Origin of the sequence: Colwellia hornerae (genome assembly GCF_007954355.1) — a bacterium.
In the GTDB taxonomy this organism is placed as follows: domain Bacteria; phylum Pseudomonadota; class Gammaproteobacteria; order Enterobacterales; family Alteromonadaceae; genus Colwellia_A; species Colwellia_A hornerae.
Genome location: NZ_VOLR01000009.1, coordinates 130,812 through 156,503 on the forward strand (window position 1 = coordinate 130,812; position 25,692 = coordinate 156,503).

22 protein-coding genes are annotated in these 25,692 nt (G+C 40.7%); 7 read left to right on the plus strand and 15 right to left on the minus strand.

The window, feature by feature from the left end; translation table 11 throughout:
• Positions 1–73 precede the first annotated feature (73 nt).
• Positions 74–2,068, minus strand: a complete 1,995-nt coding sequence (gene tkt / locus ESZ26_RS08275) for a transketolase (RefSeq protein WP_146799271.1) — start codon at positions 2,066–2,068, stop codon at positions 74–76.
• Positions 2,069–2,382: 314 nt separating this feature from the next.
• On the opposite strand from tkt, the gene ESZ26_RS08280 reads away from it, so the two are divergent.
• Positions 2,383–5,622: a TonB-dependent receptor gene (locus tag ESZ26_RS08280; protein ID WP_146799272.1), complete on the plus strand. Its 3,240-nt coding sequence runs from the start codon at positions 2,383–2,385 to the stop codon at positions 5,620–5,622.
• A gap of 165 nt (positions 5,623–5,787) precedes the next feature.
• Here ESZ26_RS08280 and ESZ26_RS08285 read toward each other — a convergent pair whose 3' ends face one another.
• On the minus strand, positions 5,788–6,795 hold the full coding sequence (locus tag ESZ26_RS08285) for an AraC family transcriptional regulator (RefSeq protein WP_146799273.1): 1,008 nt from the start codon (positions 6,793–6,795) through the stop codon (positions 5,788–5,790).
• Between the two features lie 98 nt (positions 6,796–6,893).
• Between ESZ26_RS08285 and ESZ26_RS08290 the strand changes: the two genes are divergently transcribed.
• Together ESZ26_RS08290 and ESZ26_RS08295 are read left to right on the plus strand one after the other, a co-directional pair.
• Entirely contained in the window at positions 6,894–7,358 is a 465-nt protein-coding gene (locus ESZ26_RS08290) for an SRPBCC family protein (protein WP_146799274.1), read from the plus strand.
• Positions 7,349–8,170, plus strand: coding sequence for a sterol desaturase family protein (locus tag ESZ26_RS08295; protein ID WP_146799275.1), 822 nt, complete (start codon positions 7,349–7,351; stop codon positions 8,168–8,170). The genes ESZ26_RS08290 and ESZ26_RS08295 overlap by 10 nt, the downstream gene beginning before the upstream one ends.
• 34 nt (positions 8,171–8,204) lie before the next feature.
• Here the strand turns inward: ESZ26_RS08295 and ESZ26_RS08300 are convergent, their stop codons facing one another.
• Both ESZ26_RS08300 and ESZ26_RS08305 read right to left on the minus strand, forming a co-directional pair.
• Positions 8,205–9,446, minus strand: coding sequence for a CaiB/BaiF CoA transferase family protein (locus tag ESZ26_RS08300; protein WP_146799276.1), 1,242 nt, complete (start codon positions 9,444–9,446; stop codon positions 8,205–8,207).
• The gene (locus ESZ26_RS08305; RefSeq protein WP_146799277.1) at positions 9,446–10,627 is read right to left on the minus strand and encodes an acyl-CoA dehydrogenase; all 1,182 of its coding nucleotides are present in this window, start codon (positions 10,625–10,627) and stop codon (positions 9,446–9,448) included. The genes ESZ26_RS08300 and ESZ26_RS08305 overlap by 1 nt, the downstream gene beginning before the upstream one ends.
• Positions 10,628–10,759: 132 nt before the next feature.
• On the opposite strand from ESZ26_RS08305, the gene ESZ26_RS08310 reads away from it, so the two are divergent.
• The 4 genes from ESZ26_RS08310 (at position 10,760) to ESZ26_RS08325 (ending at position 14,842) form a co-directional block, all read left to right on the plus strand.
• Complete coding sequence (locus ESZ26_RS08310) at positions 10,760–11,641, plus strand: LysR family transcriptional regulator (RefSeq protein WP_146799278.1); 882 nt, start codon at positions 10,760–10,762, stop codon at positions 11,639–11,641.
• A gap of 237 nt (positions 11,642–11,878) precedes the next feature.
• Positions 11,879–12,943: a C4-dicarboxylate TRAP transporter substrate-binding protein gene (locus ESZ26_RS08315; RefSeq protein ID WP_223271584.1), complete on the plus strand. Its 1,065-nt coding sequence runs from the start codon at positions 11,879–11,881 to the stop codon at positions 12,941–12,943.
• A gap of 24 nt (positions 12,944–12,967) precedes the next feature.
• Positions 12,968–13,498, plus strand: a complete 531-nt coding sequence (locus ESZ26_RS08320; RefSeq protein WP_146799279.1) for a TRAP transporter small permease — start codon at positions 12,968–12,970, stop codon at positions 13,496–13,498.
• Between the two features lie 3 nt (positions 13,499–13,501).
• Positions 13,502–14,842: a TRAP transporter large permease gene (locus ESZ26_RS08325; protein ID WP_146799280.1), complete on the plus strand. Its 1,341-nt coding sequence runs from the start codon at positions 13,502–13,504 to the stop codon at positions 14,840–14,842.
• A gap of 192 nt (positions 14,843–15,034) precedes the next feature.
• On the opposite strand, the gene ESZ26_RS08330 is transcribed toward ESZ26_RS08325, so the two are convergent.
• From ESZ26_RS08330 to ESZ26_RS08380, 11 genes are all read right to left on the minus strand, one after another.
• Positions 15,035–15,469, minus strand: a complete 435-nt coding sequence (locus tag ESZ26_RS08330; RefSeq protein WP_146799281.1) for a GNAT family N-acetyltransferase — start codon at positions 15,467–15,469, stop codon at positions 15,035–15,037.
• A gap of 211 nt (positions 15,470–15,680) precedes the next feature.
• Positions 15,681–16,526, minus strand: a complete 846-nt coding sequence (locus ESZ26_RS08335; RefSeq protein WP_146799282.1) for a carboxylate/amino acid/amine transporter — start codon at positions 16,524–16,526, stop codon at positions 15,681–15,683.
• Positions 16,527–16,774: 248 nt separating this feature from the next.
• Complete coding sequence (locus tag ESZ26_RS08340) at positions 16,775–17,575, minus strand: IclR family transcriptional regulator (protein ID WP_146799283.1); 801 nt, start codon at positions 17,573–17,575, stop codon at positions 16,775–16,777.
• A gap of 331 nt (positions 17,576–17,906) precedes the next feature.
• A complete protein-coding gene (locus ESZ26_RS08345) occupies positions 17,907–18,833 on the minus strand; it encodes an electron transfer flavoprotein subunit alpha/FixB family protein (protein ID WP_146799284.1) in 927 nt (308 codons plus the stop codon).
• On the minus strand, positions 18,830–19,582 hold the full coding sequence (locus ESZ26_RS08350) for an electron transfer flavoprotein subunit beta/FixA family protein (RefSeq protein WP_146799285.1): 753 nt from the start codon (positions 19,580–19,582) through the stop codon (positions 18,830–18,832). The genes ESZ26_RS08345 and ESZ26_RS08350 overlap by 4 nt, the downstream gene beginning before the upstream one ends.
• 62 nt (positions 19,583–19,644) lie before the next feature.
• Positions 19,645–20,079, minus strand: a complete 435-nt coding sequence (locus ESZ26_RS08355) for an acyl-CoA thioesterase (protein ID WP_170246338.1) — start codon at positions 20,077–20,079, stop codon at positions 19,645–19,647.
• 39 nt (positions 20,080–20,118) lie between these two features.
• Positions 20,119–20,535, minus strand: coding sequence for a PaaI family thioesterase (locus tag ESZ26_RS08360; RefSeq protein ID WP_146799287.1), 417 nt, complete (start codon positions 20,533–20,535; stop codon positions 20,119–20,121).
• 10 nt (positions 20,536–20,545) lie between these two features.
• On the minus strand, positions 20,546–21,280 hold the full coding sequence (locus ESZ26_RS08365; RefSeq protein WP_146799288.1) for an enoyl-CoA hydratase-related protein: 735 nt from the start codon (positions 21,278–21,280) through the stop codon (positions 20,546–20,548).
• Between the two features lie 27 nt (positions 21,281–21,307).
• A complete protein-coding gene (locus tag ESZ26_RS08370) occupies positions 21,308–22,285 on the minus strand; it encodes an NAD(P)H-dependent flavin oxidoreductase (RefSeq protein WP_146799289.1) in 978 nt (325 codons plus the stop codon).
• 81 nt (positions 22,286–22,366) lie between these two features.
• The gene (locus ESZ26_RS08375) at positions 22,367–24,463 is read right to left on the minus strand and encodes a 3-hydroxyacyl-CoA dehydrogenase NAD-binding domain-containing protein (RefSeq protein WP_146799290.1); all 2,097 of its coding nucleotides are present in this window, start codon (positions 24,461–24,463) and stop codon (positions 22,367–22,369) included.
• Positions 24,464–24,487: 24 nt separating this feature from the next.
• Positions 24,488–25,687, minus strand: coding sequence for a 3-oxoadipyl-CoA thiolase (locus ESZ26_RS08380; RefSeq protein ID WP_146799291.1), 1,200 nt, complete (start codon positions 25,685–25,687; stop codon positions 24,488–24,490).
• Positions 25,688–25,692: the final 5 nt, after the last annotated feature.

Sequence of the window (25,692 nt, forward strand, 5' to 3'; positions counted from 1 at the left end):
TAATATTCAAGACTGTATATTAATACCACAGCAGAAATTTTTATCTAACCGCTGTGGCATTACGCTTAAACTATCATGATAAAGCTTTAACCGTTTTAATGACCTCATTAACCGTAAAGTTAAAGTGCTCCATTAGCACTTTGCCCGGTGCTGACTCGCCAAAACGACTGATACCAACAACACCGCCACGTAAACCGACATACTTTCTCCAAAAATCTGTATGTGCAGCTTCAATAGCGACCCGTTTGGTGACCGATGCTGGGAGAACCTCTTCCTGATAATCGCTACTTTGCGCATCAAATATATTGGTTGATGGCATCGAAACAACTTGTACCTTCTTTCCTTGCGCGCTCAGTACTTTAGCTGCATCTAATGCGAGTTCGACTTCAGATCCTGTTGCAATTAAGATAATCTCAGGTGTCCCCTGACAAGAGGTTAGGATATAGCCACCCTTTTCAATATTAGCTAATTGTGACTGATCACGTGTTATCGCTGATAAATTTTGACGTGAAAAAATTAATGCACTCGGTGCTTGTTGACTTTTAACTGCCATTTTCCAAGCAACAGCAGATTCAGTAGCATCACAAGGACGCCAAGTCGTCAGGTTAGGTGTAGTGCGTAAGTTGGTTAGTTGCTCTATCGGTTGGTGGGTTGGGCCATCTTCTCCCTGTCCGATGGAGTCATGGGTATAGACAAAAATGTTTTGAATACCCATCAATGCTGACATACGTACAGCATTACGAGCGTACTCCATAAACATCATAAAGGTCGCGCCGTAGTTAATAAAACCTCCGTGTAAGGAAATACCATTCATTATGCCGCTCATACCAAATTCTCGGACACCATAATAAATATAATTACCTGCGGTATCACTTTCTATACCTTTAGCGTCTGGCCATAAGGTTAGATTAGAACCAGCGAGATCAGCAGAGCCACCCATTATTTCAGGTAATATTGCCGCAAACTCAGTAATGGTATTTTGTGAAGCTTTACGGCTCGCAATATTTTCTGCTTTACTTTGACATAACTCTATATAGTCATTCGCTTTTTGTTCAAATTCTGCTGGCAACGCTTTATCAATAACTCGGCGTTTAAATGCTTGTGCAAGTTCGGGGTGTTCTTCGCTATAGGCCGCGAACCTTGCTGACCAATTATCACTATTGTGTTGACCTTGCTTTTTATGATCCCACTGGGCATAAATATCATCAGGTATGGCAAAAGGCGTTTCATCAGACCATTGTAAAAATTGACGTGTAGCGGCAATTTCCTCATCACCTAAAGGAGCACCATGGCAATCATGAGAGCCTGATTTATTGGGAGAGCCAAAACCGATCACCGTTTTACAACAAATCATAGTTGGCTTATCAGTTACGGCTTTCGCTTGCTCAATTGCACTCGCTATTGCTGCTGCGTCATGACCATCGACACTAAGCACATGCCAGCCATAAGCAGAAAAACGTTCAGGTGTATTATCAGTGAACCAACCTTTAACCTCGCCATCGATAGAAATACCATTGTCGTCCCAAAAGGTGATTAACTTCCCTAGCTTCAAGGTTCCCGCTAACGAAGACACTTCATGCGAAATTCCCTCCATTAGACAGCCATCACCTAGAAAGCAGTAAGTAAAATGGTCAACAATTTGATGTCCAGCTCGGTTAAATTGACCGGCAAGTGTTTTTTCCGCTATCGCCATGCCAACTGCATTAGCAATGCCAGCGCCTAACGGCCCTGTTGTCGTTTCAACACCTGGGGTATAGCCATACTCTGGGTGGCCCGGTGTTTTTGAATGTAACTGTCGGAAATTTTTTAGATCATCTATTGATAAGTCGTACCCTGACAGATGCAATAGTGAATAAATCAACATAGAGCCGTGACCATTGGAAAGCACAAAACGGTCACGGTCACACCACTGCGGGTTATTGGGATCATGCTTAAGAAAGTCTCGCCATAACACCTCGCCAATATCAGCCATGCCCATTGGCGCACCTGGATGCCCCGACTTTGCTTTTTGAATGGCATCCATTGTTAATATTCTAATGGCATTGGCTAACTTTTTACGTGACAACATGATTACTCCTATTGAGGGCTGCTTTATTTATGATATTATTATCTATTATTTAAAATAGTATTTTCTTGTCCAATTGGTCAAGTAAAACTTGACACATATGACAAGATAGTATTATTTTAATGATGTCTCTATAGAGAAAAAATGCTGCTCGATATTGAAAAATATTGCTAAATAAAGCTTAAGGGCAAAAATAATTATTTGAAACGTTGATTACTTTGTAGAGATTAACTGAACTAACGGATTGCTGATATTTCAAGCGAAAATGTTAAAATATAGCGTTAGTTCTTTTTAAAAACTTAGGGAACAAATATAAAATGAACAAACTAAGACTGTCAAAAATAGCCAGTGCGATTGTTATCGCCGTTGGCTTATCGACTTCTGCAATGGCTGCAGACACCTCGTCTTCAATGCGTGGTAAAATTCTAAGCCCAACGGGCGAAGCCGCTAGTAATGTAAAAATCACTGTCATTCATGAGCCTTCAAAAACTAGCCGTGAGTTTATGACAAATGCCACAGGTACTTTTACCGCTAAAGGTTTACGTGTTGGCGGCCCTTATACGGTTATTATTGATTCAGACACTTATAGTGATACCACTTTAGATAATATCTTTCTTAATCTTGGTGATACTCATCGTATTAGCCAACAACTACAAGCAGATAATATTGAACGAATTCAAGTAACAGGCTCAAGTTTTCTTCAAACATCAGGTGGCTCAAGCAGTATATTTGGTGCAGAGCTTATTCAGAATACACCAAGCTTTAACCGCGACATTAAAGACATTGCCCGTTTAAACCCATTAGCAAGTATCAATGGTAACGGCGAGTTAATCATTGCCGGCGGTAACCCACGTTCAAACAGTTTAACCGTTGATGGTATTGGTCAGAATGATGATTTCGGACTTAACTATGGCGGTTATCCCACAGAGCAACCACCTATTTCATTAGATGCTATTGCGCAAATCTCGGTGGATGTGTCACCTTTTTCAGCACAAAAAGGCAACTTTGGTGGTGGTACTATCAATGCGGTGACTAAATCAGGTTCTAATGAATTTAAATTTTCTGGTTTTGCTGAAACATCAACACCAGACATGGCCGGTGATGTTCAAAAAATCGATGTAGCAACTGAAGTTTATTACTCAGATTGGGACGTTGATAAAACACAACCCAAAGTGCGTAATATATTAGATGATGATGACCATCAAACATTTGTCACGAAAACGGTTGCTCCTATTAAGACGCAATCACGTTTTGGTTTTAACGTTGGCGGTCCTATTATAGAAGACAAACTATTCTTCTTTGTTAACTATAGTAACTGGTCTAGCGAGCTTGCCATGGATTATGGTTTTCAAGGCAGTGGCGCAACCCATGAGTATGATATTTCTCAAGAGCAGTTTGACCAATTCAATACAACGTTGAGTGATGTTTATGGTCGCACAGATTCTTTAGGTGGCAATCAAGAAGACACCAATGAAACCTTATTAGCTAAATTAAGCTGGAACATCAATGATGATCACCGACTTGATTTCACCTACCAATGGCAAGACGATCAAGATGAGCGTAATGCAGGTACAGGTGGCACAACCGTTACTATGGCATCAAACCGCTATACTTACGCAAGTATCGTCAATAACTTTGCTACTAAAATTTATTCAAACTGGACTAATGATTTCAGTACTGAAGTCGGTATTAGTTATAAAGATGTCTCAACAGACAGTAAAACTAATAGTGATATCGGTCAAATTACCGCTATTACAGAATATCGTGGTCCAAAGTTTGTTTTTGGTCAAGACCAATTCCGCCATGCCAATGAATCAGCAACTGAAAACTTAACGTTGTCTTTAGCTGCGACTTACTTAATGGATGACCATGAAATTAATTTCGGTCTCCAATATGAAAATTTAAGCTTATATAATTTATTCGGGGCTAATTCATTAGGTTCTTGGGAATTTGCCAGCTCTGAAGATTTTGCCGCACGTGATTTAGCTAGATACGGTGAATTTACTTACCAAAATGCTTATACCGGCAATACCCAAGACCTCGCTTACGATGTGTCACGCAATCAATTATCACTTTATGTTGAAGATAACTTCGACCTAACAGACGATATCAATGTTACTGCGGGTGTTCGTTATGAACGATTATCATCAAGTGACAAACCAACGCTTAATTCGGCATTCCAAGAAACGTACGGTTACAATAACCAAGAAAACCTTGACGGTTTAGATATTATTTTACCGCGTGTCAATGTTGAATGGATATTCTCTGAAAAGTTAACACTTTCTGCCGGCATTGGTCGTTTCCAAGGTGGTATACCAAATGTTTGGTATAATAACCCGTTCCAAAATGACGGTATCACGCTCGTTGCGGCATCAAGTAATGCCATTGACGATTATTATCAAGATAGACTTGTTGATGCTGATTTCAATGTTCCTAGCGAAATAGTCAATTCACTTGAGAAAGGTGCTGGTAGTACAAATTATACTGACCCGAATTTCAAACTTCCTTCAAGTTGGCGTAGCCGCATTGCCGCAGATTATACCTTTGACATTGATGGCTTAGGCGAAAATTTTAACTGGTCAACAGAATTGATGTACCACGTTAAAGAAAATGAAGCTGTTTGGAAAAATACCGCATTACTTTATCCTTATACCGCGGCTGATGATGAACGTCTTATCTATGAAAGCCGTTACACCGGTGATATAGAAGATAATTTTGATATTCAAATGACTAATGCAAAAGGCAATGGTCGCTCTATTATTTTCTCAACAGCGTTAGCCAAACGTTGGGACAATGGCTTAAGTATGACCATGTCTTATGCCAATCAAGATGTTGAAGAAAATCACGCAGGCTCTTCATCACGTGCACAAAGTAACTACAAAAATAATGTTGTTAAAAGTCGTAATGTTGATTTCGTTGCTCGTGGTAACTATGAAGTTGAACATAACTTAAAAATTAATTTAGGCTATGAAACTGAATTTTTTGCTGGTTATAAAACCAACATCAACTTATTTTTTGAACGTCGCTCAGGCCGCCCATTTAGCTGGGTAACGGGCAACTATAAAGATAAAGACTTTGGTGATACTCGTGACTTTTATTCTAACTCGGCTTACTTAGCGTACATTCCAACAGGTGTTGAGGATCCAAATGTAAATTGGATAGAATCAGGAATGAATTGGAACGAGTTAGAGGCACTCTTAGACCGAGCAGGTATTAGCGAACGAGGTGAAATTCTTGACCGTAATACTGGCACACAGCCTTGGGTAACAACAATGGATTTAAGCATTAAGCAACAGATCCCAGGTTTTGCAGAAGGTCATAAAGGTGAAGTATTCTTGATGGTCGACAACTTTGCTAACTTGTTAAATGATGACTGGGGAGTTGAGAAGCGAATGGGCTATCCACAACAAGCTATTTATGATTTTGGCGGCTTAGATAGTGATGGCAAATATAAAATTGATAAAGTTTATAATGGCTCAGATACTCGCAGCTACGATCGTACGGTATTAGGCTCATCTGGCTGGCAGATGAAAGTAGGTATTAGCTACAAGTTCTAATGCCAATCAATAAAACTGATTGATAACAGTTTTGTATAAAATAATCGAACGGCTTTGATTTAATTCAAAGCCGTTTTTTTATTTTACAGCTAACTTTTAACTGATAATAAGGATCACAAATAGCTTATTTTGCGGGGGTTATCTAGCTACCCCAAAAGAATAAACTTATGTTTTAATTGATTTATATTTTAAGTAATACAAAGGGCTGCAACCATACCAACGTTTAAATGCGCGATTAAAAGAACTTTGATCATTAAAGCCAAGTTTCAAAGCGACAATACCTAAGGGATATTTACCAAGATAGCCTTGTAGCCGCCTTTTTCGTTCGTTTTCGAGTAAACAAACAAACGAGGTATCTTGTTGTTTTAACTGACGTTGCACGGTTCGAACTGTCATATTTAAGGCACTTGCGGTGCGGATCAGATTGCAATCATCCAAATCATTTTTAGCCATCAGGAGATGACTTATTTTTTCAGCTAAGCGCTGTTGGCTTTTAAAGCCTGACAATTGCTGCGCCGATACTTGTTTAAGTGCTAAATTAATAGCTGCGTTATCAGTTTTAAAAGGCAGCGCTAAATAGCTGCTAGGAAAGGTAATTTGATTATATTGTGCATTAATTTTAATCGGGCAATTAAACCATTTAGCGAGTCTTTTTATTTCATTATCAGGCCAAGATTCAGTAAAAAAAATGCTACTGGGCGAAAGCTGAGGATTCAGTAATTGGCGAATAACACTGACCCAAGCGGTCATATTACGTAAGATAGCCTGCGAGCTGCAGCTTGCGTCAGGTAACCATCGAATAATAGCGATACCTTCTTGTTGTTCAAACTCAGCCTTACCGATATCGGCAACCAAACGGTCATAAATTAGCAGCGATGAAATTGCGCTTGCTAAGTTATTACTCGATTCGATGAGATAACCCAGCACACCAAAATCAGCAGCTCTGATTTGCTGGCCTAATTTAAAACCAAATAATGGCTCATTTAAGGTCTGTTGCGCATGATCAAGCAGTGCATTATAACTGCTTAAACTAATGCGCGGTGCTAACTGTTGCGCTTGTTTATTCGCGTATTCACTAAAGTGTATCGCCGACAAAACGCTTTGACTGTCTAAACCAAGCGTTTCAAGATAATCAAGGCAACTTGTATAGTAATGATCGGCCAACGTGGTCATTTGTCACCTAAAGCTAAAAAATGGTCATCTATAAGCAAGTCTGCCACGGAAGTTTTTTTTATACTAGTGGTAATTATCAAGAGTGGTGTGTTGTAACTATGATCTCAATAACCTTAAAACAGAATATTAATGCAACACGGCAACAAATTTGCGAGACCTTGCTAGAGCACCAGCAATTAAGTCGTTTTTTTGATGCAACTTTTAGTCTGATTCAACCACAAAATAAAACTGAATTAAAAGGTGGCAAAGGCGCTATTAGGCAAGTAAAAATCAGTGGTATTACATTTTCTGAACGTATTATTAGCGCTGACCATCATCATATAAGTTATCAAATAATCGGTAATAAACCCGTTGCAGAGCATCGCGGCAACATTCATTTTAATGAAAATGATTTAGCTAAAGATAGTAACATCCCAGCAAGCACTGAAGTTACCTACCATATTAGCTGCAAAGCCCCCTGGTGGTTACCCAGCTTGATACTGGCTTTTTTTATCAAAAAAGATTTAGGGCAAGCACTTAAAAAATTAGCCAGTCACTTTCCAGGTGAAATAGTATGTCCATAGAAATTATTTTACTGGCGCTAAGCCCTGTCTTTGTTATTTTTGTTACCTTAGAATTTATTAACTATCGCCGCTATTACGATATTAAAGACAGCTTGGCCAACACGGCACTAGCTCTTATGCATCAAGGTGCAGATGCTATCGCCTTACTGATATTAATGCCCTTTTTTTATTGGCTTTATGATTATCGATTATTTGATATAGCGCTAACCCCTCTCAGTATTTTTGGCGCCTTTATCTTGCAAGATTTTTTGTATTATTGGTTTCATAAGGCATCGCACCATATTCATTGGTTATGGGCCGCACATGTTGTTCATCATAGTTCGACAAAAATGAATTTTACCACCGCCTTTAGACAGAGCTTAATGTATCCGCTGGCCGGTATGTGGCTGTTTTGGCTGCCGATGATATTACTAGGTTTTGACCCCATTACCGTATTTACCGTCGTCGCCCTTAATTTAGCTTATCAATTTTTTGTCCACACTCAAATTGTCAATAAGTTAGGGTGGTTCGAAAAAGTCTTTAATACCCCTTCGCATCACAGGGTTCATCATGCAATAAATGCCGGTTACCTTGATAAGAATTTTGCTGGAGTACTGATTATTTGGGATAAATTATTTGGCAGCTTTGCCGAAGAAGCGTCAGATAAGCCTTGTAAATACGGCATTGTTGGACAGCTGCACAGTAATAACCCACTGACGATTACCTTTCATCAATGGCGTTATTTAATAAGCACTATGTTGACCAGTAAAGGCATTAAAGCAAAGCTGAAAGTACTCTTTGGTTATCCGACCAGCTCAGTTAAAGAGAAATAAATGAGCTAACCACTAAACTTTGCAGATTTTACCACTAAGCAACAACACCTAGCTGATAAGCACTTGCGATACTGGCATCATCATAGTTAAGTACATCCTTTAAAACGGAGTAGGTATGCTGTCCTAACTCGGGTGCTGCACTATGGTATTGCACAGGTGTCGCCGAGAGATTAATGGGTGATGCAACAACATCGATTAGATCGCCATCATCGTTTGGCAGTTGCTTAACCATAGCTCGGTGCTTTATTTGAGGATGATCAAATACTTGCTCTAGGGTATTTACCGGTCCACAAGGTACTGATATCAATTCAAGTTGCGCTATCCACCACTGCGTTGTTTGTGTTTTAATTTTTTTAGCCAGTGTCGACACCACATCGTCTCGGTGAAGAACCCGTTGGGCATTCGTGCTATAGCGGTGGTCTGCTGCAAACTCGTTTAGCTGACACAAATGACAAAACCTTGAAAATTGGCTGTCATTGCCGACGGCTAAAATTAAGGCACCGTCTTGGGTGGTAAACGTTTGATAGGGCACAATGTTTGGGTGTGCATTACCTAATCGAGATGGATTTTCATCAGTGGTTAAGTAATTCATCGCTTGATTTGCCAGCATTGCTGTTTGAACATCAAGTAAAGCCATATCAATATATTGACCACATTGGGTGTGATGCCTAGCCATAAGAGCGGCTAAAATAGCGTTACAGCTATAGAGCCCGGTCATAATATCCACGACGGCAACCCCAACCTTCATTGGGCTGCCTTGCTGTTCACCGGTAATACTCATCAGGCCACCCTCGCCTTGTATCATGGCATCGTATCCGGATTTGTGAGCATAGGGACCCGTTTGCCCATAGCCAGTAATTGAGCAATACACTAATTTAGGATTAATTTTCTTCAATTCAGCATAATCTAAACCATATTTAGCTAAATCACCGACTTTAAAGTTCTCAATAAAAACGTCTGACTGCGCCACTAAATCTTTAATGATCTGTTGACCTTGCTGACATTTAATATCAATGGCAATAGATTTTTTGTTACGATTAGCGCAATGAAAATACGCCGCTTGTGGCGGTTGACTGGCTGTTGAAGGTTTTACAAAAGGAGGCCCCCAAAAGCGGGTGTCATCACCTACTTTTGGCCGTTCAACTTTTATCACCTCAGCCCCTAGATCAGCGAGCATTTGCGAGGCCCAAGGCCCCGCAAGGATCCGGCTTAAATCTACTACCTTGATACCGGTTAATGCCGATGGAGGGGTTGGGTTGGACAGCGTATCTGTCATTAGCAAAAAGCTTGCAAACCGGTAATGGCACGACCTAAAATTAAGGCATGAACATCATGGGTACCTTCGTAGGTATTAACCGCTTCAAGATTCATCATATGGCGAATAACCCCGTATTCATCACTGATGCCATTGCCACCGTGCATATCACGTGCAACACGCGCAATATCAAGCGACTTACCACAATTATTACGTTTCAATAGTGAAATTAATTCAACAGGACATTGACCCGCATCCATTAACCGTCCCATTTGTAAGCAACCTTGTAAACCAAGACTTATCTCAGTTTGCATATCGGCAAGTTTCTTTTGAATTAATTGGTTAGCAGCCAAGGGGCGACCAAATTGCTCACGGTCTATCGTATACAGTCTTGCGGCATTAAAGCAGAACTCTGCAGCTCCTAAAGAGCCCCAAGCGATACCATAGCGCGCTTTATTTAAACAACCAAAAGGCCCTGCTAAGCCTTTAATCTCTGGGAACATATTTTCATCGGGTACAAAAACGTTATCCATAACAATTTCGCCGGTGATTGAAGCACGTAAAGAAAATTTACCATCAATTTTTGGTGCTGTTAACCCTGCCATCCCTTTTTCAAGCACAAAGCCGCGGATGATCCCTTCAAACTTTGCCCAAACAACAAACACATCAGCGATAGGCGAATTGGTGATCCACATTTTACTGCCCGTTAAAGCATAACCACCCTCAACTTTCTTGGCGTGCGTGGTCATTGAAGCAGGATCGCTACCCGAATTAGGCTCAGTTAAGCCAAAACAACCCACCCATTCGCCGGAAGCAAGCTTAGGTAAATATTTCATCCGTTGCTCTTCACTACCATAAGCATAGATAGGATGCATAACGAGTGATGATTGCACACTCATCGCGCTACGATAGCCACTATCTACGCGTTCTACTTCACGAGCGATCAAGCCATAGCTAACATAATTAACTTCACTGCCACCATACTTAGCAGGCAAGGTCGCTCCTAATAACCCCAATTGACCTAATTCACGCATTATTTCTCGGTCAAAATGTTCATGTCGATTGGCTTCGAGTACTCTGGGCATCAATTTTTCTTGGCAATAATCAAACGCCGTATCACGTATCATACGCTCTTCTTCGGTTAATTGATTATCAAGGAACATCGGGTCTTGCCAGTTGAAAGGCGTTAATTTGTCGCTCATCGGGTAACTCCATTAGTAGGCGGTTATGCGCTAAAGTTTTTATTTATGCATTAACTCTATCCTTAAAATAATAATAAATATAATATATAGTTATTATAGTTACCATAACTTTTATTTATCACTGGTCTTAATATGAATTTAAAGCGTTTAGCATATTTTTGTCAATTAGCCGTATTAGGCAATTTTACCCGGGCTGCAGATAAAATAGGTATTGCTCAGCCAGCATTGAGTATAGCTATTCAAAAGCTAGAACAAGAAGTTGGATTAAAGCTAATTAATCGTACCGATAAAAACTCATTATTAACCACTGAAGGTGAAGTGCTCTATAAACTGGCAACACAATTATTAAGCCAAGCAAAACAAGTTGAATTAGAGTTAGAAGAACTTAAAGATTTAGAACGAGGTACCGTTCGTTTTGGTGTTTCCGCTATGATGGGCTCTTATTACTTTCCCAAAGTATTGACGGCATTTAAGCAAAAGTATCCAAAAATAAAAATACACTTGATTGATCAAGGTACAGCGGCACTTGAGAAAATGTTAATAAATGGCGAACTCGACTTAGCCTTGATCCGTGGTGATTTAGAGAATCAACAACTGCGTTATACCGAGCTTATTGATGAGGAAATTGTTGCTGCTATGGCAATTTCACACCCACTAGCGAAAGCAGAAACCTTGTCATTGGCACAATTTTGTCAAGAGCCGCTGGTGTTGTTTCATCAAGGTTATTTTTTACGTGAAGTGGTTAGCCAATATGCAAAAGCGCATAACTTATCATTAGACATACGTATGGAAACAAATCTTATTGAACTGCAAAAGTCATTGGTTCGCAATGAAGTTGGCATCACTACCTGTTTATCGCGTATTTTGCAAAATGAACAGCAGATAACATCAATTCCGTTTGAACCCAAACTCGCCTTTAAATTGAGTTTGGCCTGGAAAAAAAACCATTACCTGTCGAAAGCCAGTAAAGCTTTTATGACTTATTTAACCTCGACTCTCGAACCAAGTAATTAAGTATTATTCTTTGGCAATATCTTAATGCACACAGAAAGGCTTATGCCGGTACTCACTCCCTTCGTGTTGATGTTTGTGCCATAACACTTCAACACGACACTTTCTAAAAGCTTTTTAAATTAATTTATAAAGCACTTTTTTCTACTTGCAGCGCTATGTTGGTTATTGTACAGTAATGCCATTGGTGGCCCACAAGTTCCGCCAAGCGAAACGTTAGACTTCTTATCAGGATCATAAATGAAGATAATTAACCAGTTTTTTAAAGCAGCAACATTAACAACTGCTTTGTTGAGTGCTCTACCCGCTGACGCAGCAACCGTGCTCACCTATGGTGAGCCAGGACCCAATAGGGGCGCACGTGCTGGCGCCACAAAATGGTTTGCACAAGAAGTTGAAAAACGTTCTGGCGGTGATTTAAAAATTGATATTATGTGGGGTGGTGCGCTGTTTAAGGCAAATGCCTCTCGCCAATCTATTGCTGCAGGTGTAGTAGATATGGGCACCATTATTCAAGATTACTTTCCAAAAGAAATGGTTTCTTTCTCATTAACTAACTTGCCCTTTGAAAACCTAGATCCCTGGGTTGGCTTAAAAGCAAGTTATGACCATATGAAATCAGCTGAAGTCTCTGATAACTTAGCCAAACAAAATTTAGCCTTTGTCACTTCTTACATGCTTTCCAGCGTTATCTTGATTTGCAAAGGTGATGCTGTTCGCTCTCTTGATGACTTACAAGGTAAAAAAATCCGTGGTGTCGGTACCTTTGGTAAAATCTTCGGTGACTTGGGCGCAAATTTAGTCAGTATGAGCATTTATAAAGCTTACCAAGGGCTGGGAAATGGCTTACTTGACTGTAGTCAGGGTTATATGGACGCTACCATTGCACTTAAGCAACATGAAGCCGCCGACAGTTTAACCAAGCTCAATTGGGGGATTTACACCGGTTTGGGCATCTTTATCAATCAAAATTCGTTGATGAAATTGAGCCCGTCACAGCGAAAAGTGCTAGACGAAGTAGCTGTCGACTTTTTAAATCACCTTGGGAAAAATGTCATAATATCTGACAATAAAGCTGAGCAACTATTGACCCAAGGCATAGATGGCCATCATATGGAAATGATCAGTCTTTCGCCTGCTGACTCAAAAAAATTGCACGCAGCCAGCCAGTCTCACATTATAAAATGGCAACGAGAAGCGATAAAAAGTGACCTCGATGGCAAGGGTATGATTGAAAAATACAAAAAATTCCTGACTAAATATAGCCAAGAAAGAGATCGACAAGGCTACCCTTGGACACGTTAATTTACTTACTTTGAGGTGCTTATTATGCTGAAAAAATTTGAACAAGGGGCATTGATTATAGCAGGCCTGTGCATTGTAGCACTGGGCTTAATGATCACCCTAACAGTGGTAACACGTAACCTTTTTGGTTGGGGAATTACCGATGATGTCGTTATTGTCCGGGAGCTTATGGTTGGGGCAGTATTTCTTCCTTTGGCTTATGTTACCGCTGATTATAGCCATATCACCATAGAGTTTTTATTTAAAAGATTAGGCAGTCACGCCAAATTATGGCTGCTTGCGATTGGCTCACTTATCAGCCTGTTGATATTAATGCCGCTTGCCGTATCGTCATGGCAGGGATTCTTTCACGCGGCCACTAGCGGCGCCTATTTCTTTAGCGAATTAGACCTACCAGAATGGCCGGGAAGATTTGCTTTTTTTATTGGTGCGGCATTATTTGTTGTTCGTTTATCAATAATTTTTGTTACGGATATTCGAGCGGCTGTCTGTGGTGATACTAAGTATCTCGTGCAGCGAACAAACGCAAAGCACGATACAATTGAAGAGGGTTAAACTGTGGATCCATTGATTCTTGGGCTCGTCGGGTTTGCCTGTACGTTGCTGTTACTGATCGTTCGTGTACCCATTGCTTTTAGTTTGGCAGGTGTTTCAACGACATTTATATTTTTATTTTTTGCCATGCGACACGGCGGTTTTGACATTGACAGCGCTATAGCACCAACGCTGTCGATGGTGTCTTCAAACGCCTTTGACTTAGTTCATTCTTATGATCTAAGTATGATCCCCTTGTTCGTTTTATTAGGTCATATCGCCTACCATACCGGCATTACTACAGATATCTATCATGCCGCACGGGTTTGCTTAAAGCGTTTACCCGGTGGTGTTGCTATGGCTTCTGTTTTTGGTTGTGGTGGTTTCTCTGCTATTACCGGTTCAAGTATCGCCTGTGCGTCGGCTATGGGTAAAATATGTGTGCCTGAGATGCTACGTATGGGTTACGATAAAAGGCTGGCGACTTCCACCGTCGCCGTTGGTGGCACACTAGGCTCGCTGATCCCACCGAGTGTTTTATTTATTGTTTACGGTATATTTACCGAAATGTCAGTCAGCCGGTTATTTTTAGCAGGTGTCATTCCAGGATTAATCTCTTTAGCGGGTTTTTTAGTGGTCATTTACCTTTGGGTAAAACGTAACCCTGAAGATGCGCCGGTAGATAATACTATCCTTGCTAAGGGTGAACGACGAAAAGCCGCTATAAGCTGTTGGCCGGCACTGTTGCTGTTCACTATTATCATTGGTGGAATTTACGGCGGCTTTTTCACCGCAACTGAGGCTGCCGCGATAAGCGCATTTTCAGTCATTATTATTGGTTCTCTACAAAAAAGACTTAATTGGTCGCAGTTTATACTCTCAATTAAAGAAACATGTACGCAGACGACGGCTATCTTTTTTATTGCCGCTGGCGCCAAAATTTTTGTTGGCTTTGTTGCTTTAACGGGTATGGCACCTGCTCTGGTAGGACTTATTGAGGCGGCAGATGTTTCGTTATGGTTATTGTTGATAATGATCGCTGCTGTCTACTTCCTATTGGGAATGTTTCTCGACCCTTTGGGTATTATGGTACTTACCCTGCCATTCTTAATTCCGATGGTGGAAGGTTATGGTTTAGATTTAATTTGGTTTGGCGTGGTGGTAATAAAGTTACTTGAAATAAGTTTAATCACTCCACCTGTCGGATTAAACGTTTTTGTTATCGCCAGTGTGACTAAACCTTCGGTAGCGGTTTATGATATTTTTGTTGGCGTAACGCGCTTTCTTATCATGGATGTTCTGGTATTGGCAGCGATTATTGCCTTCCCAATACTGTCGTTACTCTTACCCAACCTGATGATGTAGCCAAAGCATCAACGACGAAAGCGAACATTTTAGCTGCAAAGCTTATGTTCGCTGTTCACACCTTAAAATATTGCTGCTTGCGTTCAGGTTTCACATCACTAAGACATCGATATAACAGACTAAAAATGGTTAACGACTTATGCAAGGCACAAGGCGTTTGTAATGGTCTTTATTTATTTATCTTGATTTACTTTATGTTGAACTTAGTAAGCCAACGTCTATTGCCTGTTGTTCATTGCTAAAAATAGCCATCGCCGTATTCATTTGTTTAAAGCCAAGCTTTTTATAAAAGCCTTCTTTACCCGGATTAGCATACAATATTATTTTTTTATGACCGAAAGATAACTCAACTAATTGATTAATAATTTTACGCCCTAACCCCATGCCCTGATATTCAGGATGAATGGCAACATCACATATATATGAGCAATCAAGTCCGTCAGCTAAAGCTCGCCCTACACCAATAAGTTTTTGCTTTTTATAAACGAAGCACTTAAATTTACTGTTTGAAAAGACGATATTAAGATCGTCTGCGGCCTTATTACCTAAAGGCGCAATACGATATAACCTTGATAACTCCTGCCAATCAATGCTGGCTTGGTCGTAGACCCATGAAAAACTATGCATATATTCCTTAGTTAACATCACCGCAAGTGGCTAACCATTGTCGGCTATCATCGTAAAATGAGGGCTAATTTTTATCATCTTTTATCAATATGAAAGAAACAGTAAGACGATATAAAGCACTATTGGTTGTTTCAAACAACTAAATTTAGTGATTGCCCTTTTTAATAACGTCTCACTTTCAAGCGAATAGCAAGTACGGCGTTGATAAATACTATTGTCTATTATTTATCTGGTTGAATAATAATGCGGCTAAAATAATGCCCGCGCCAATGCTTAACTTCACTAGGTCGGCATCTCTGTTCCAGATAAGTACGTTCACAATAATACCGGCTGGGATCAGTAAATTATTCATCACGGCTAATGCACCGACATTAACTAAGGTAGCACCTTTATTCCAGCCAAAGTAGCCTAAACCCGACGCTACGATGCCTAAATAAATAAGTACCCCCCATTGCGTTGCTGTACTGGGTAACTTATCTGAATTGCCGAATAAGGCATAGCAGACAACAGCAACGATTAATGCACCAATAAAAAACCAGCCAAAGACAGTTTTATCATCTAACTTGCTATTAGCCATTAAGCGTTTGTAAGTCACTTGTCCGGTTGCAAAACAAATGTTGGCGGCTTGGACGAGCAGGAAGCCGGTCCAAAAATTGCTGTTAATACTTTCATAGCGGATAGCTACCGCGCCACCGACGGCGATAACGGCAGTTAGAAAAAATTTAGGGTTAAAGTGTTTTTCAAGGGCATCATTTAATAGCGTGATATAAATAGGCGTCATTACGGTAAACAATAAGACTTCCGGTACAGATAAATATAAAAAGGAATGATAATAAAAGCTATACATGATGCCGAGTTGTACAGCGCCTATCATCATAAGCTTTAGTGCTAAGGGCTTTGGTGTTTGTGTTAAGTTCAAAAAAGGTAAAAAGACTAAGGTAGCGAGCGCGATACGCATTAGTACACTAAACCATGCATCAACCTGCCCTGCCAAATAAACACCAATTAAACTAAATGAAAATGCCCAAAGCAGAGTAACTGCAAATAAATAGCCCATAAATTCTATCGTTAAGTAATTAATGACGGCAGTCTAGCTGTTATATATAGCGGTATAAACAACAAAAGCTCACAAGTGCATTATTTATTCAGCATATAAGCTTTTTATTTAGCATTAACTAGCGCCGCTATTGTTAATTTATCACTGGCTCGACTAAATTCGTTCCCTGGTTAAGGCAAAAAGGCCTTTGCTATAAACAAAGGCCTTTTAACACTAAAAAATCGGTAATAATCAACAGCAAATAAATGCTAGAAGCGAATTAAGGTTGCTTCGATATTACGTACCATACTTTTTAACTGTGGGGCGACTTCTGCACTCAAAAACTCTTTCGACAATCGAAAAGCAGGTCCGCCAGCATTAAAGACATATATTTGCCCTTGCGTTAGCTTTAAAGGCACGGCAATGGCATGCGTATCACGCTCCCAGTCACCCCAAGAATAACAGTAGCCATACTCTTTATAGCTTTGCACCGCTTCATCAATGCCGGCTTTAACGGCATCAAACTTGTCACCCAATTTGTCTTTAAAATGGCGTAAAAAGAAATCACGCTCTTCTTCTGATAACGCCACTAAATAAGCTCGCCCTGCTGCTGTGGTTGCCATAGGGATTTTATCGCCAATATCTTTTTTAAAGGTAACAATATCTTTTGGCGCGCAATGGTCAACATAAATCATATCTAATCGGTCTCGGTCTGCGAGGCCTATTGAGGTACCGGTTTCAATGGATAGCTCTTTCATTAGCGGGTTCGCCACTTGACGTATCGCTAGATTAGAAACAAAGGCATAACCCAAAGCCAATACTCCAGCCCCAAGCTGATATTTTTCTAAGCGCTTAGAGTAAGTTAGGTAACCTAATGTTGTTAACGTATAAGTTAAGCGAGATATACTTGATTTTGGCAATCCGGTACGTTGCGCGATCTCCTGATTACCCAGAAATCCGTCTCCTGGGTTAAATGCCCGTAATATATCTAATCCACGGGCAAGGGCTTCGACAAACTTACGATCGACTTCCCCATTTTCTTCTCTTGGCATACCGGTCAGCGTATTCATGTTGAGCTACTCAATTATTTATCACACTAGGCGTACTGACTTGATATCGCTGCCAATACGTTTTCTGATTATGGCTATTATAATCTCATTATTTTCAATAAAAATAAAGATTATACAGAGCTTTAAGGATAAAACTTGCAGATTAACCGCAAGAAGTTAGGTCAATAACATAAAACTATTTTGTCATATAATTGCTAATGCATACGCATATTTTAGTAACAGGGCATAAATTACTGCCGGTGATTGTAATTTTTAAGACGGCTTAAATTGCTCATTAATCGTTTATCATCGTCAAACTACCCCCTTCAAGAATGAGGGGGGATATCATGGCTTACAAAGCCTTTTCTAATTCAGGTAAAGCCTCAAACAGGTCAGCGACAATACCATAGTCTGCCACTTGGAAAATTGGCGCTTCTGGGTCTTTGTTGATCGCGACGATAACTTTCGAGTCTTTCATGCCAGCAAGATGTTGAATTGCACCCGATATACCCACGGCAATGTATAAGTCTGGCGCGACAATTTTACCGGTTTGCCCGACTTGCATGTCATTAGGCACGAAGCCAGCGTCGACCGCAGCGCGTGATGCGCCAATCGCCGCACCTAACTTATCAGCAATACCATATAATAACTTGAAGTTATCACCGTTTTGCATACCACGGCCACCTGAAATAACAACCCGTGCTGCGCCTAAATCAGGACGCTCTGAAACCGTAATTTCATCACTGACATGACTTGAAATACCCGCATCGAAAACCTGTGCTAGGCTAATAATTTCTGCACATCCATCAGTTTCGACGGCATCAAAACCTGTTGAACGAACGGTGATCACTTTTTTAGCATCTAAACTTTTTACGGTTGCAATAGCATTACCGGCATAAATAGGACGCACAAACGTATCAGCACTTTCTATAGCAACAATATCTGAAATTTGAGCGACATCTAGTAATGCAGCAACGCGTGGCATAAAGTTTTTGCCTGTCGTCAATGCTGTGGCCATAACAACGTCATAATCGCCAGCGAGCTCAGTAACTAACAAACCAATATTTTCAGCAAGTTGATGTTGATATACGTTATTGTCAGCGACAATAACTTTACTGACACCATTAATTTTTGCGGCTTGCTCTGCAACCCCTTGGCACTGATAACCAGCAACTAATAACGTGATATCACCACCAATTTGTTGCGCTGCTGCAACTGTTTTTAGGGTATCAGCTTTTAATTCACTGTTATCGTGCTCTGCGTAAACTAAAATGCTCATGAGATCACCTTTGCTTCATTTCTTAACTTTTCAACTAATTCATCTACAGAATCAACAAGGATCCCGGCTTGACGTTCGCTCGGTGGTACAACCTTTATTAACTGAGTACGCGGCGTTAAATCAACATCAAAATCACTCGCCGATCTTACAAGTAAGGGTTTACGTTTTGCTTTCATGATATTGGGCAAAGAGGCATAACGAGGTTCATTTAAACGTAAATCAGTAGTAACAATCGCTGGTAAAGTTAACGAAACGGTCTGTAAGCCGCTGTCTACCTCACGGGTTACCTTAACAAAGTCGCCATCAACTTTAACTTCAGAGGCAAACGTGCCTTGGGAAAAACCTGTCAATGCGGCCAGCATTTGCCCGGTTTGATTATTATCGCTGTCGATAGATTGTTTACCTAAGATGACCAATTGAGGCTGTTCTTCTGCAACAATTTTTTGTAATAACTTGGCAATATTTAACGCATCGACTTGTTGATCCGTATCAATTTGTATCGCACGATCGGCGCCAAGGGCCAGTGCTGTACGCAATTGTTCTTGGCAGCTTTTATTACCGACTGAAATAACAATAACTTCGCTTGCTGTTCCTGCTTCTTTAAGACGTACGGCCTCCTCTACGGCAATTTCACAAAAGGGGTTGATCGCCATTTTAACATTAGCTAAATCAACATTTGAGTTATCAGATTTAACGCGAACTTTGACGTTATAGTCAATGACACGTTTTATTGGCACCAGTACTTTCATTAAATTTACTTCTCCTCGATGAGTTATCAGACAAAATTGTCGTTGTTGTCGCTTTAAATTTATTAACCCGCGCGGGCTAATTCATTTGCTAACAGGGTTAACGCCCTGCTTGGCAAATTTATCTTACTTTGTCGTTCATGGCTAAATGAGACGATAATACTTTCACTTTTAGCCGCTATTTTTTGATGGTTTTCACTGTAGATAATTTGACTTAAGGTAAATCTGTCGTCACTTATTTTTTCAACTTTTGTCGCTATGATAAGATTATCGGGATAAGTCACCGGGAACTTAAACTTACAATCAATATAAGCAACAACGAAGCCAAGCTTTTCCTGTCCAGCAACGCCTCTAATTTCGCTATCGGTAAAAAAATGAACTCGACCTTCTTCACAATAGCGAAAATAATTAGTGTTATTAACATGTCCTAACATATCGATATCACCCCATCTAACAGGATGTTTTAGTTGATGAGGGTAATGATGTAATTGATCTTTCAAGGCTTGCTCCTGGTCTGTCGTTAACTTGTTAATGGCTTTTTATCGGGTAGCATCAGTAGACTCTTTTCTCCAGCGAAAAACGCCTTGCCCAGAAGCAATAAGGTTGTCAAAAGAGTCGAACACTTCAGCAGAGCCATAATAAATATTTCGCCCCGACGCGGTCACTTTGCCAATCGCATAAAGCTTGTTGGACTGCGCTTGCCCTAAGTAATTTATGTTCAGAGATAAAGTTAATGCTTTTTTATAATCAAGTGGGTCGTCACTATGGGCACCCGATAATGCCGTGGCGGCATCTAATAAGGCCGAAATAAAGCCACCGTGTGGGATCCCTGAACGATTGAGATGCTCTGGTTTAAGCAAAGCGCTAATTTTAATATGCTTTTCTCGCCATTCTTCCACCACAAAACCTAAATGGTTATTAAAGGCTGGCATGGGTTTATTTGCCCAAGGTTTCATGTAAAACCCCTTATTTCTTTGTTCTTGCGACGATAGATTCGTCACTGTTAAGTAACGCAGCAAAAATCACTAACTCATTTTTTATAACATCACCAACCAGTGTCTGCTGAGTAGCTTTGAGCATTTTTTTAGTGGTTCTCAGAGCATTCTGGGGTTTCAATGCTAAGGCCTTCGCTTTACTTAAAGCAAAGTCAAATACGTCCAATTTGGCTATTTGTTGATTAACTATGCCAAGACTGATTGCCGTTGCTGTATTAAAAGCATCACCGAGCATTAAAATTTCAGCCGCTTTGCGATGGCCCGCTAACTGAGGAATAAGCAAGCTTGACCCCCCTTCAGGACAAACCCCTAAATCAACAAAAGGCATTTTAAAATAAGTTTCAGAGGCATAGACCAAATCAAAGTGCAGCAACATGGTGACCCCTATACCTATGGCAAAGCCAGATACAGCGCCAACAATGGGTTTAGGGTAATGATGTAATTCATCTAACAAAATCGCTGCCGGTGATGGCTTATTAACGTCACGATTATTAAAATCGTTTAAATCATTACCCGCTGAAAAGGCTGCTTGAGTACCGTGTATCAGCACCACATTAATGGTTTCGTCAGCAACACTCTCTTGCAATGCTTTAGCCATAGCAGCATACATTACACTGGTTAAGGCATTTTTTTTCGCTGGTCGATTAATCCCTATCTGTAAAACCCCATGCTCTTTATGAATTAAGATATCTTGTTGTTCATTCATCTGAAAAGTCCCTCTTGTTCGTGCTAATTACTGATGATTTAGACTGTTTAAACGCGATAGCGCCAAATCATATTCTGTTTTAAAGCGTGCAACGATTGTCTCGACCGTTGTAATTTCGGTAATACTGCCTAAACCTTGACCTGCACCCCAAATGTCTTTCCAAGCTTTAGTTTTACTGCCCCCTGATGAGCCAAATTTCATTTTATTTTTATCACCTTCTTCTAATTCATCAGGATTTAAGCCAGCATTAATAATACTGGGTTTGAGATAATTGCCATGCACGCCGGTAAATAAAGAACTATAAATAATATCTTTTGCGCTATGCTCAACTAACATTTGTTTATATTCTTGCTCTGCGTTGGCTTCTTTAGTAGCGATAAAAGCCGTACCAATATAAGCAAAATCAGCGCCTAAGGCTTGCGCTGACAAAATAGCAGCGCCATTAGCAATAGCGCCCGATAAGGCAATAGGACCATCAAAGAATTGTTTTATTTCACTCACTAAAGCAAAAGGGCTTAACGTACCTGCATGACCTCCTGCGCCAGCACACACTAAAACTAAACCATCAACACCCGCTTCTATGGCTTTTTCAGCATGGCGAATATTAATAATATCGTGAAAAATAATGCCGCCATAAGCCTGAATACGTTGCACTAAGCTAGGGTCTAACGCGCGTAAACTGGTAATAATCACCGGTACTTTATATTCAATACAGGTGTTTACATCAGCTTCTAAACGGTCGTTACTCTTATGAACAATTAAGTTAACCGCATACGGGGCAACGATGGCATTAGGGTTAGCCAGCTGATACGCAGCTAATTCATTATTAATAGTGGTTAGCCACTCTGCCAATAAAGGTTGTGGCCGCGCGTTCAGTGCAGGAAAAGAGCCAACGATACCCGCTTTACATTCTGCTATAACCAGTTCTGGTCCTGAAATGATAAACATTGGGGCGCTAATAACAGGTAAGGATAATTTATTTTCTAACGTTTTTGGAATTGACATCTTGTTCCCCTAAAATAAAGCTGATGTAATTAGAACAATGTGCTATGCCGGTAAACCGACATAGCACATTTGATAACTGTCTTAACGATTAGTCCACTCGGTTAAGGTTTTTCCTTCTGCAACAAGTTGCTTTAACAGTGATGCAGGTTGCCAAAATTCTTCACCGTAAGTTTCGCCAAATTGACAGATCGTTTGATATATTTTTTCTAAACCTAGGCTCTCAGCATAGAACATTGGACCGCCTCGAAAAGCAGGAAATCCGTAACCAAAGGCATAAACCACATCGATATCACTGGCACGTTGGGCAATACCTTCTTCGAGTATTTTAAAACCTTCGTTGATCAAAGCAAAAGTTAAACGCGCTAATATCGTATCGTCATTAATCGCTTTGCGCTCAACTCCTCTTTGCTTGGCTTGTGCTTCAATCACTTCAAGAACTATTGGGTCGGCTATGCGTTGTCGGGTTTGTGCATCGTATCGGTAATATCCTGCTCCAGTTTTTTGACCTAACCGGCCCATTTCATATAAAGCATCGGCAATACAATAGGTTCTAACATCGCCTTTTTCTACATCAGTTAAACCTTCTCGCGCTTTGTAGCCAATATCTATACCGGCTAAATCACCTACCGCTAAGGGCCCCATTGCCATACCAAAGTTTTGCATTACGGTGTCTATTGCTTCGGGGGTTGAGCCTTCTAGCAAGCACAATTGTGCTTCACGGGCATATTGACGCAACATCCGATTGCCAATAAAACCATAACAAACACGAGATAATGCTGGAATTTTTTTAATCGTTTTAGCCATAACCATCGACGTAGCTAATACTTGCTCAGAGGTTTTGTCACCTCGAACTATCTCGAGTAACTTCATGACATTTGCTGGGCTAAAAAAATGTAGACCAATGACATCTTGGGGACGAGAAGTTGACTCAGCAATTAAATTAACGTCTTGATAAGAGGTGTTACTGGCTAAAATAGCGCCGGGTTTACAGACACTATCAAGCTTGGCAAAGACTTGTTTTTTGATCGCTAGATTTTCAAAAACCGCTTCAATCACCAAATCCATATCAGCGAGATCGTTATAATCAGTTGTCCCTGTGATCAGTGCTTGGCGTTGAACAGCAAGTGCTGTGGTCAACTTGCCTTTTTTGACCGTCGTCGCGTAATTTTTAGCGATGATATCTTTACCGCGTTGCAATGCTTGGTCGTTAATTTCTAATAAAGTGACGGGGATACCGACATTAACAAAATTCATTGCTATGCCGCCACCCATAGTACCGCCGCCAATAATACCGACACGTTTAATATCTTTAAGCGGGGTATCTTTGGCTAATCCTTTAATTTTTGATGACAGGCGTTCGGCAAAAAACAAATGACGCAAAGCTGCTGACTGTGTTGATTGCATGCATTCAACAAAAAGACGCCGTTCTACTTTAAGACCTTCTTCAAAAGACTTACTTATCGATGCTTCAATACACTCAACAATACGTTGTGGGGCTTGTTGTTGACGAAAACGTTTACTCAAATGAGCTCGACACTCAGTAAAGAAGTCAGCTGAAATGCCGGTTTTATCTACGTCTATATCACTGACTTTTTTAAGTACCGCACCCTGAGCAATAACTTCTTTTGCAAAATCAAGTGCTCCACTGAGTAAATCACCTTCTAACATTTTATCAATTAAACCGATATTTAGCGCTTTAGTTGCCGAAATAGGCGTGCCTGTGGTGATTAAATCAACTGCCGCTTTGACACCGGCTAATCGAGGTACTCTTTGGGTGCCACCCGCGCCAGGTAATAGGCCTAATTTAACTTCAGGTAAACCTACCTTAGCGCTAGATAAGGCACAACGATAGTGACAAGCCAATGCTGTTTCTAAACCACCACCAAGTGCCGTACCATGAATTGCGGCAATAATAGGTTTTGTTGACGCTTCAATAATATCAAGCAAGCCTGGTAATGAAGGCAACATCGGGGCTTTACCAAATTCTGAAATGTCTGCCCCCGCAATAAACGTACGGCCTTGACAAATTAACACTAAGGCTAAAGAAGCATCGTTTTGTGCTTGAGCTACAGCATCTTGAATACCAAGACGTAATGCATGAGAAAGCGCGTTAACTGGCGGGTTATTTAACCGTATAATACCAATGTCGCCTTCTAGTTGATAACTAACAACTGACATAAATTCATTCCTTACTTTGAGAAATTAAACGCGTTCAATAACGACAGCGATACCTTGGCCAATACCAATACACATGGTTGCTAACGCATAACGTCCACCCGTTTTTTCTAATTGGCGTAATGCCGTCATCATAATACGCGTACCACTAGCGCCCAAAGGATGACCTATGGCAATCGCACCACCATTTTGATTAACACGAGGGTCATCAAAAGCGATACCTAATTGCTTCATGCAACCGAGTGCTTGAACAGCAAAAGCTTCATTAAATTCTAAAACATCCATATCCGCGAGCGTTAAACCTGCTCGCGCTAAGGCTTTTTGTGATGCTGGTACTGGTCCTAAACCCATAACACGTGGTGGTACACCGGCAATAGCGCCCGCTATAATTCTGCCACGCGGTTTGATGCCGGCTTTTTCCCCAACTTCTTTGCTACCAATAATCATTGCTGATGCGCCATCGTTAATGCCTGAAGCATTACCTGCGGTAACGACGCCGTCAAATAATGGTCTTAATTTACCCAAAGCCTCGGCCGTTGATGATGGACGTGGATGTTCATCAGCTACAACAGAAAGTGGCGGTAGCTTGCGGCCTTGTGACACTTCTATGGCGATAATTTCATCATCGAAATAGCCCGCTACTTTTGCCGCTTGATATTTAGCTTGAGAGCTGGCAGCAAATTCATCACAGTCTGTTCGACTAATCTCTAAATCACTGGCAATGTTATCAGCTGTTTCTGGCATAGAATGACCGCCATAGGCTTTAATAATCTCAGGATTAGTAAAACGAGCCCCCATAGTGGTGTCAAACATTTCTTGCTGACGAGCAAAGGCTGAGCTTGCTTTAGCCAAAACGAAAGGCGCACGACTCATAGATTCAACACCACAAGCGACAAATAAATCACCTTCATTGGCTTTTACACAGCGAGCGGCATCTAACGCAGCTGATAAACTTGAACCGCATAAACGGTTAACGGTTAAACCACCCGTTTCAATTGGTAAACCCGCTAATAGCCCAGCAAAACGCGCAACATTACGGCTGTCTTCGCCTGCTTGATTGGTACTACCAGCAATAACATCTTCATAAAGGCTTAAGTCAAAGTCGTTACGTTGTACTAAAGTTTTTATAAGGTGGGCAAGCATATCATCGGGTCGAACAGAGGATAAAATTCCGCCATGACGTCCAAAGGCGGTTCTTGCCCCATCGTATATATACGCATCTTTCATAGTTT

Coding starts and splice junctions, on each gene's coding strand:
- tkt (WP_146799271.1), bottom strand. CDS start 2,068: ATGTTGTCACGTAAAAAGTTAGCCAATGCCATTAGAATATTAACAATG.
- ESZ26_RS08280 (WP_146799272.1), top strand. CDS start 2,383: ATGAACAAACTAAGACTGTCAAAAATAGCCAGTGCGATTGTTATCGCC.
- ESZ26_RS08285 (WP_146799273.1), bottom strand. CDS start 6,795: ATGACCACGTTGGCCGATCATTACTATACAAGTTGCCTTGATTATCTT.
- ESZ26_RS08290 (WP_146799274.1), top strand. CDS start 6,894: ATGATCTCAATAACCTTAAAACAGAATATTAATGCAACACGGCAACAA.
- ESZ26_RS08295 (WP_146799275.1), top strand. CDS start 7,349: ATGTCCATAGAAATTATTTTACTGGCGCTAAGCCCTGTCTTTGTTATT.
- ESZ26_RS08300 (WP_146799276.1), bottom strand. CDS start 9,446: ATGACAGATACGCTGTCCAACCCAACCCCTCCATCGGCATTAACCGGT.
- ESZ26_RS08305 (WP_146799277.1), bottom strand. CDS start 10,627: ATGAGCGACAAATTAACGCCTTTCAACTGGCAAGACCCGATGTTCCTT.
- ESZ26_RS08310 (WP_146799278.1), top strand. CDS start 10,760: ATGAATTTAAAGCGTTTAGCATATTTTTGTCAATTAGCCGTATTAGGC.
- ESZ26_RS08315 (WP_223271584.1), top strand. CDS start 11,879: ATGAAGATAATTAACCAGTTTTTTAAAGCAGCAACATTAACAACTGCT.
- ESZ26_RS08320 (WP_146799279.1), top strand. CDS start 12,968: ATGCTGAAAAAATTTGAACAAGGGGCATTGATTATAGCAGGCCTGTGC.
- ESZ26_RS08330 (WP_146799281.1), bottom strand. CDS start 15,469: ATGCATAGTTTTTCATGGGTCTACGACCAAGCCAGCATTGATTGGCAG.
- ESZ26_RS08335 (WP_146799282.1), bottom strand. CDS start 16,526: ATGGGCTATTTATTTGCAGTTACTCTGCTTTGGGCATTTTCATTTAGT.
- ESZ26_RS08340 (WP_146799283.1), bottom strand. CDS start 17,575: ATGAATACGCTGACCGGTATGCCAAGAGAAGAAAATGGGGAAGTCGAT.
- ESZ26_RS08345 (WP_146799284.1), bottom strand. CDS start 18,833: ATGAGCATTTTAGTTTACGCAGAGCACGATAACAGTGAATTAAAAGCT.
- ESZ26_RS08350 (WP_146799285.1), bottom strand. CDS start 19,582: ATGAAAGTACTGGTGCCAATAAAACGTGTCATTGACTATAACGTCAAA.
- ESZ26_RS08360 (WP_146799287.1), bottom strand. CDS start 20,535: ATGAAACCTTGGGCAAATAAACCCATGCCAGCCTTTAATAACCATTTA.
- ESZ26_RS08365 (WP_146799288.1), bottom strand. CDS start 21,280: ATGAATGAACAACAAGATATCTTAATTCATAAAGAGCATGGGGTTTTA.
- ESZ26_RS08370 (WP_146799289.1), bottom strand. CDS start 22,285: ATGTCAATTCCAAAAACGTTAGAAAATAAATTATCCTTACCTGTTATT.
- ESZ26_RS08375 (WP_146799290.1), bottom strand. CDS start 24,463: ATGTCAGTTGTTAGTTATCAACTAGAAGGCGACATTGGTATTATACGG.
- ESZ26_RS08380 (WP_146799291.1), bottom strand. CDS start 25,687: ATGAAAGATGCGTATATATACGATGGGGCAAGAACCGCCTTTGGACGT.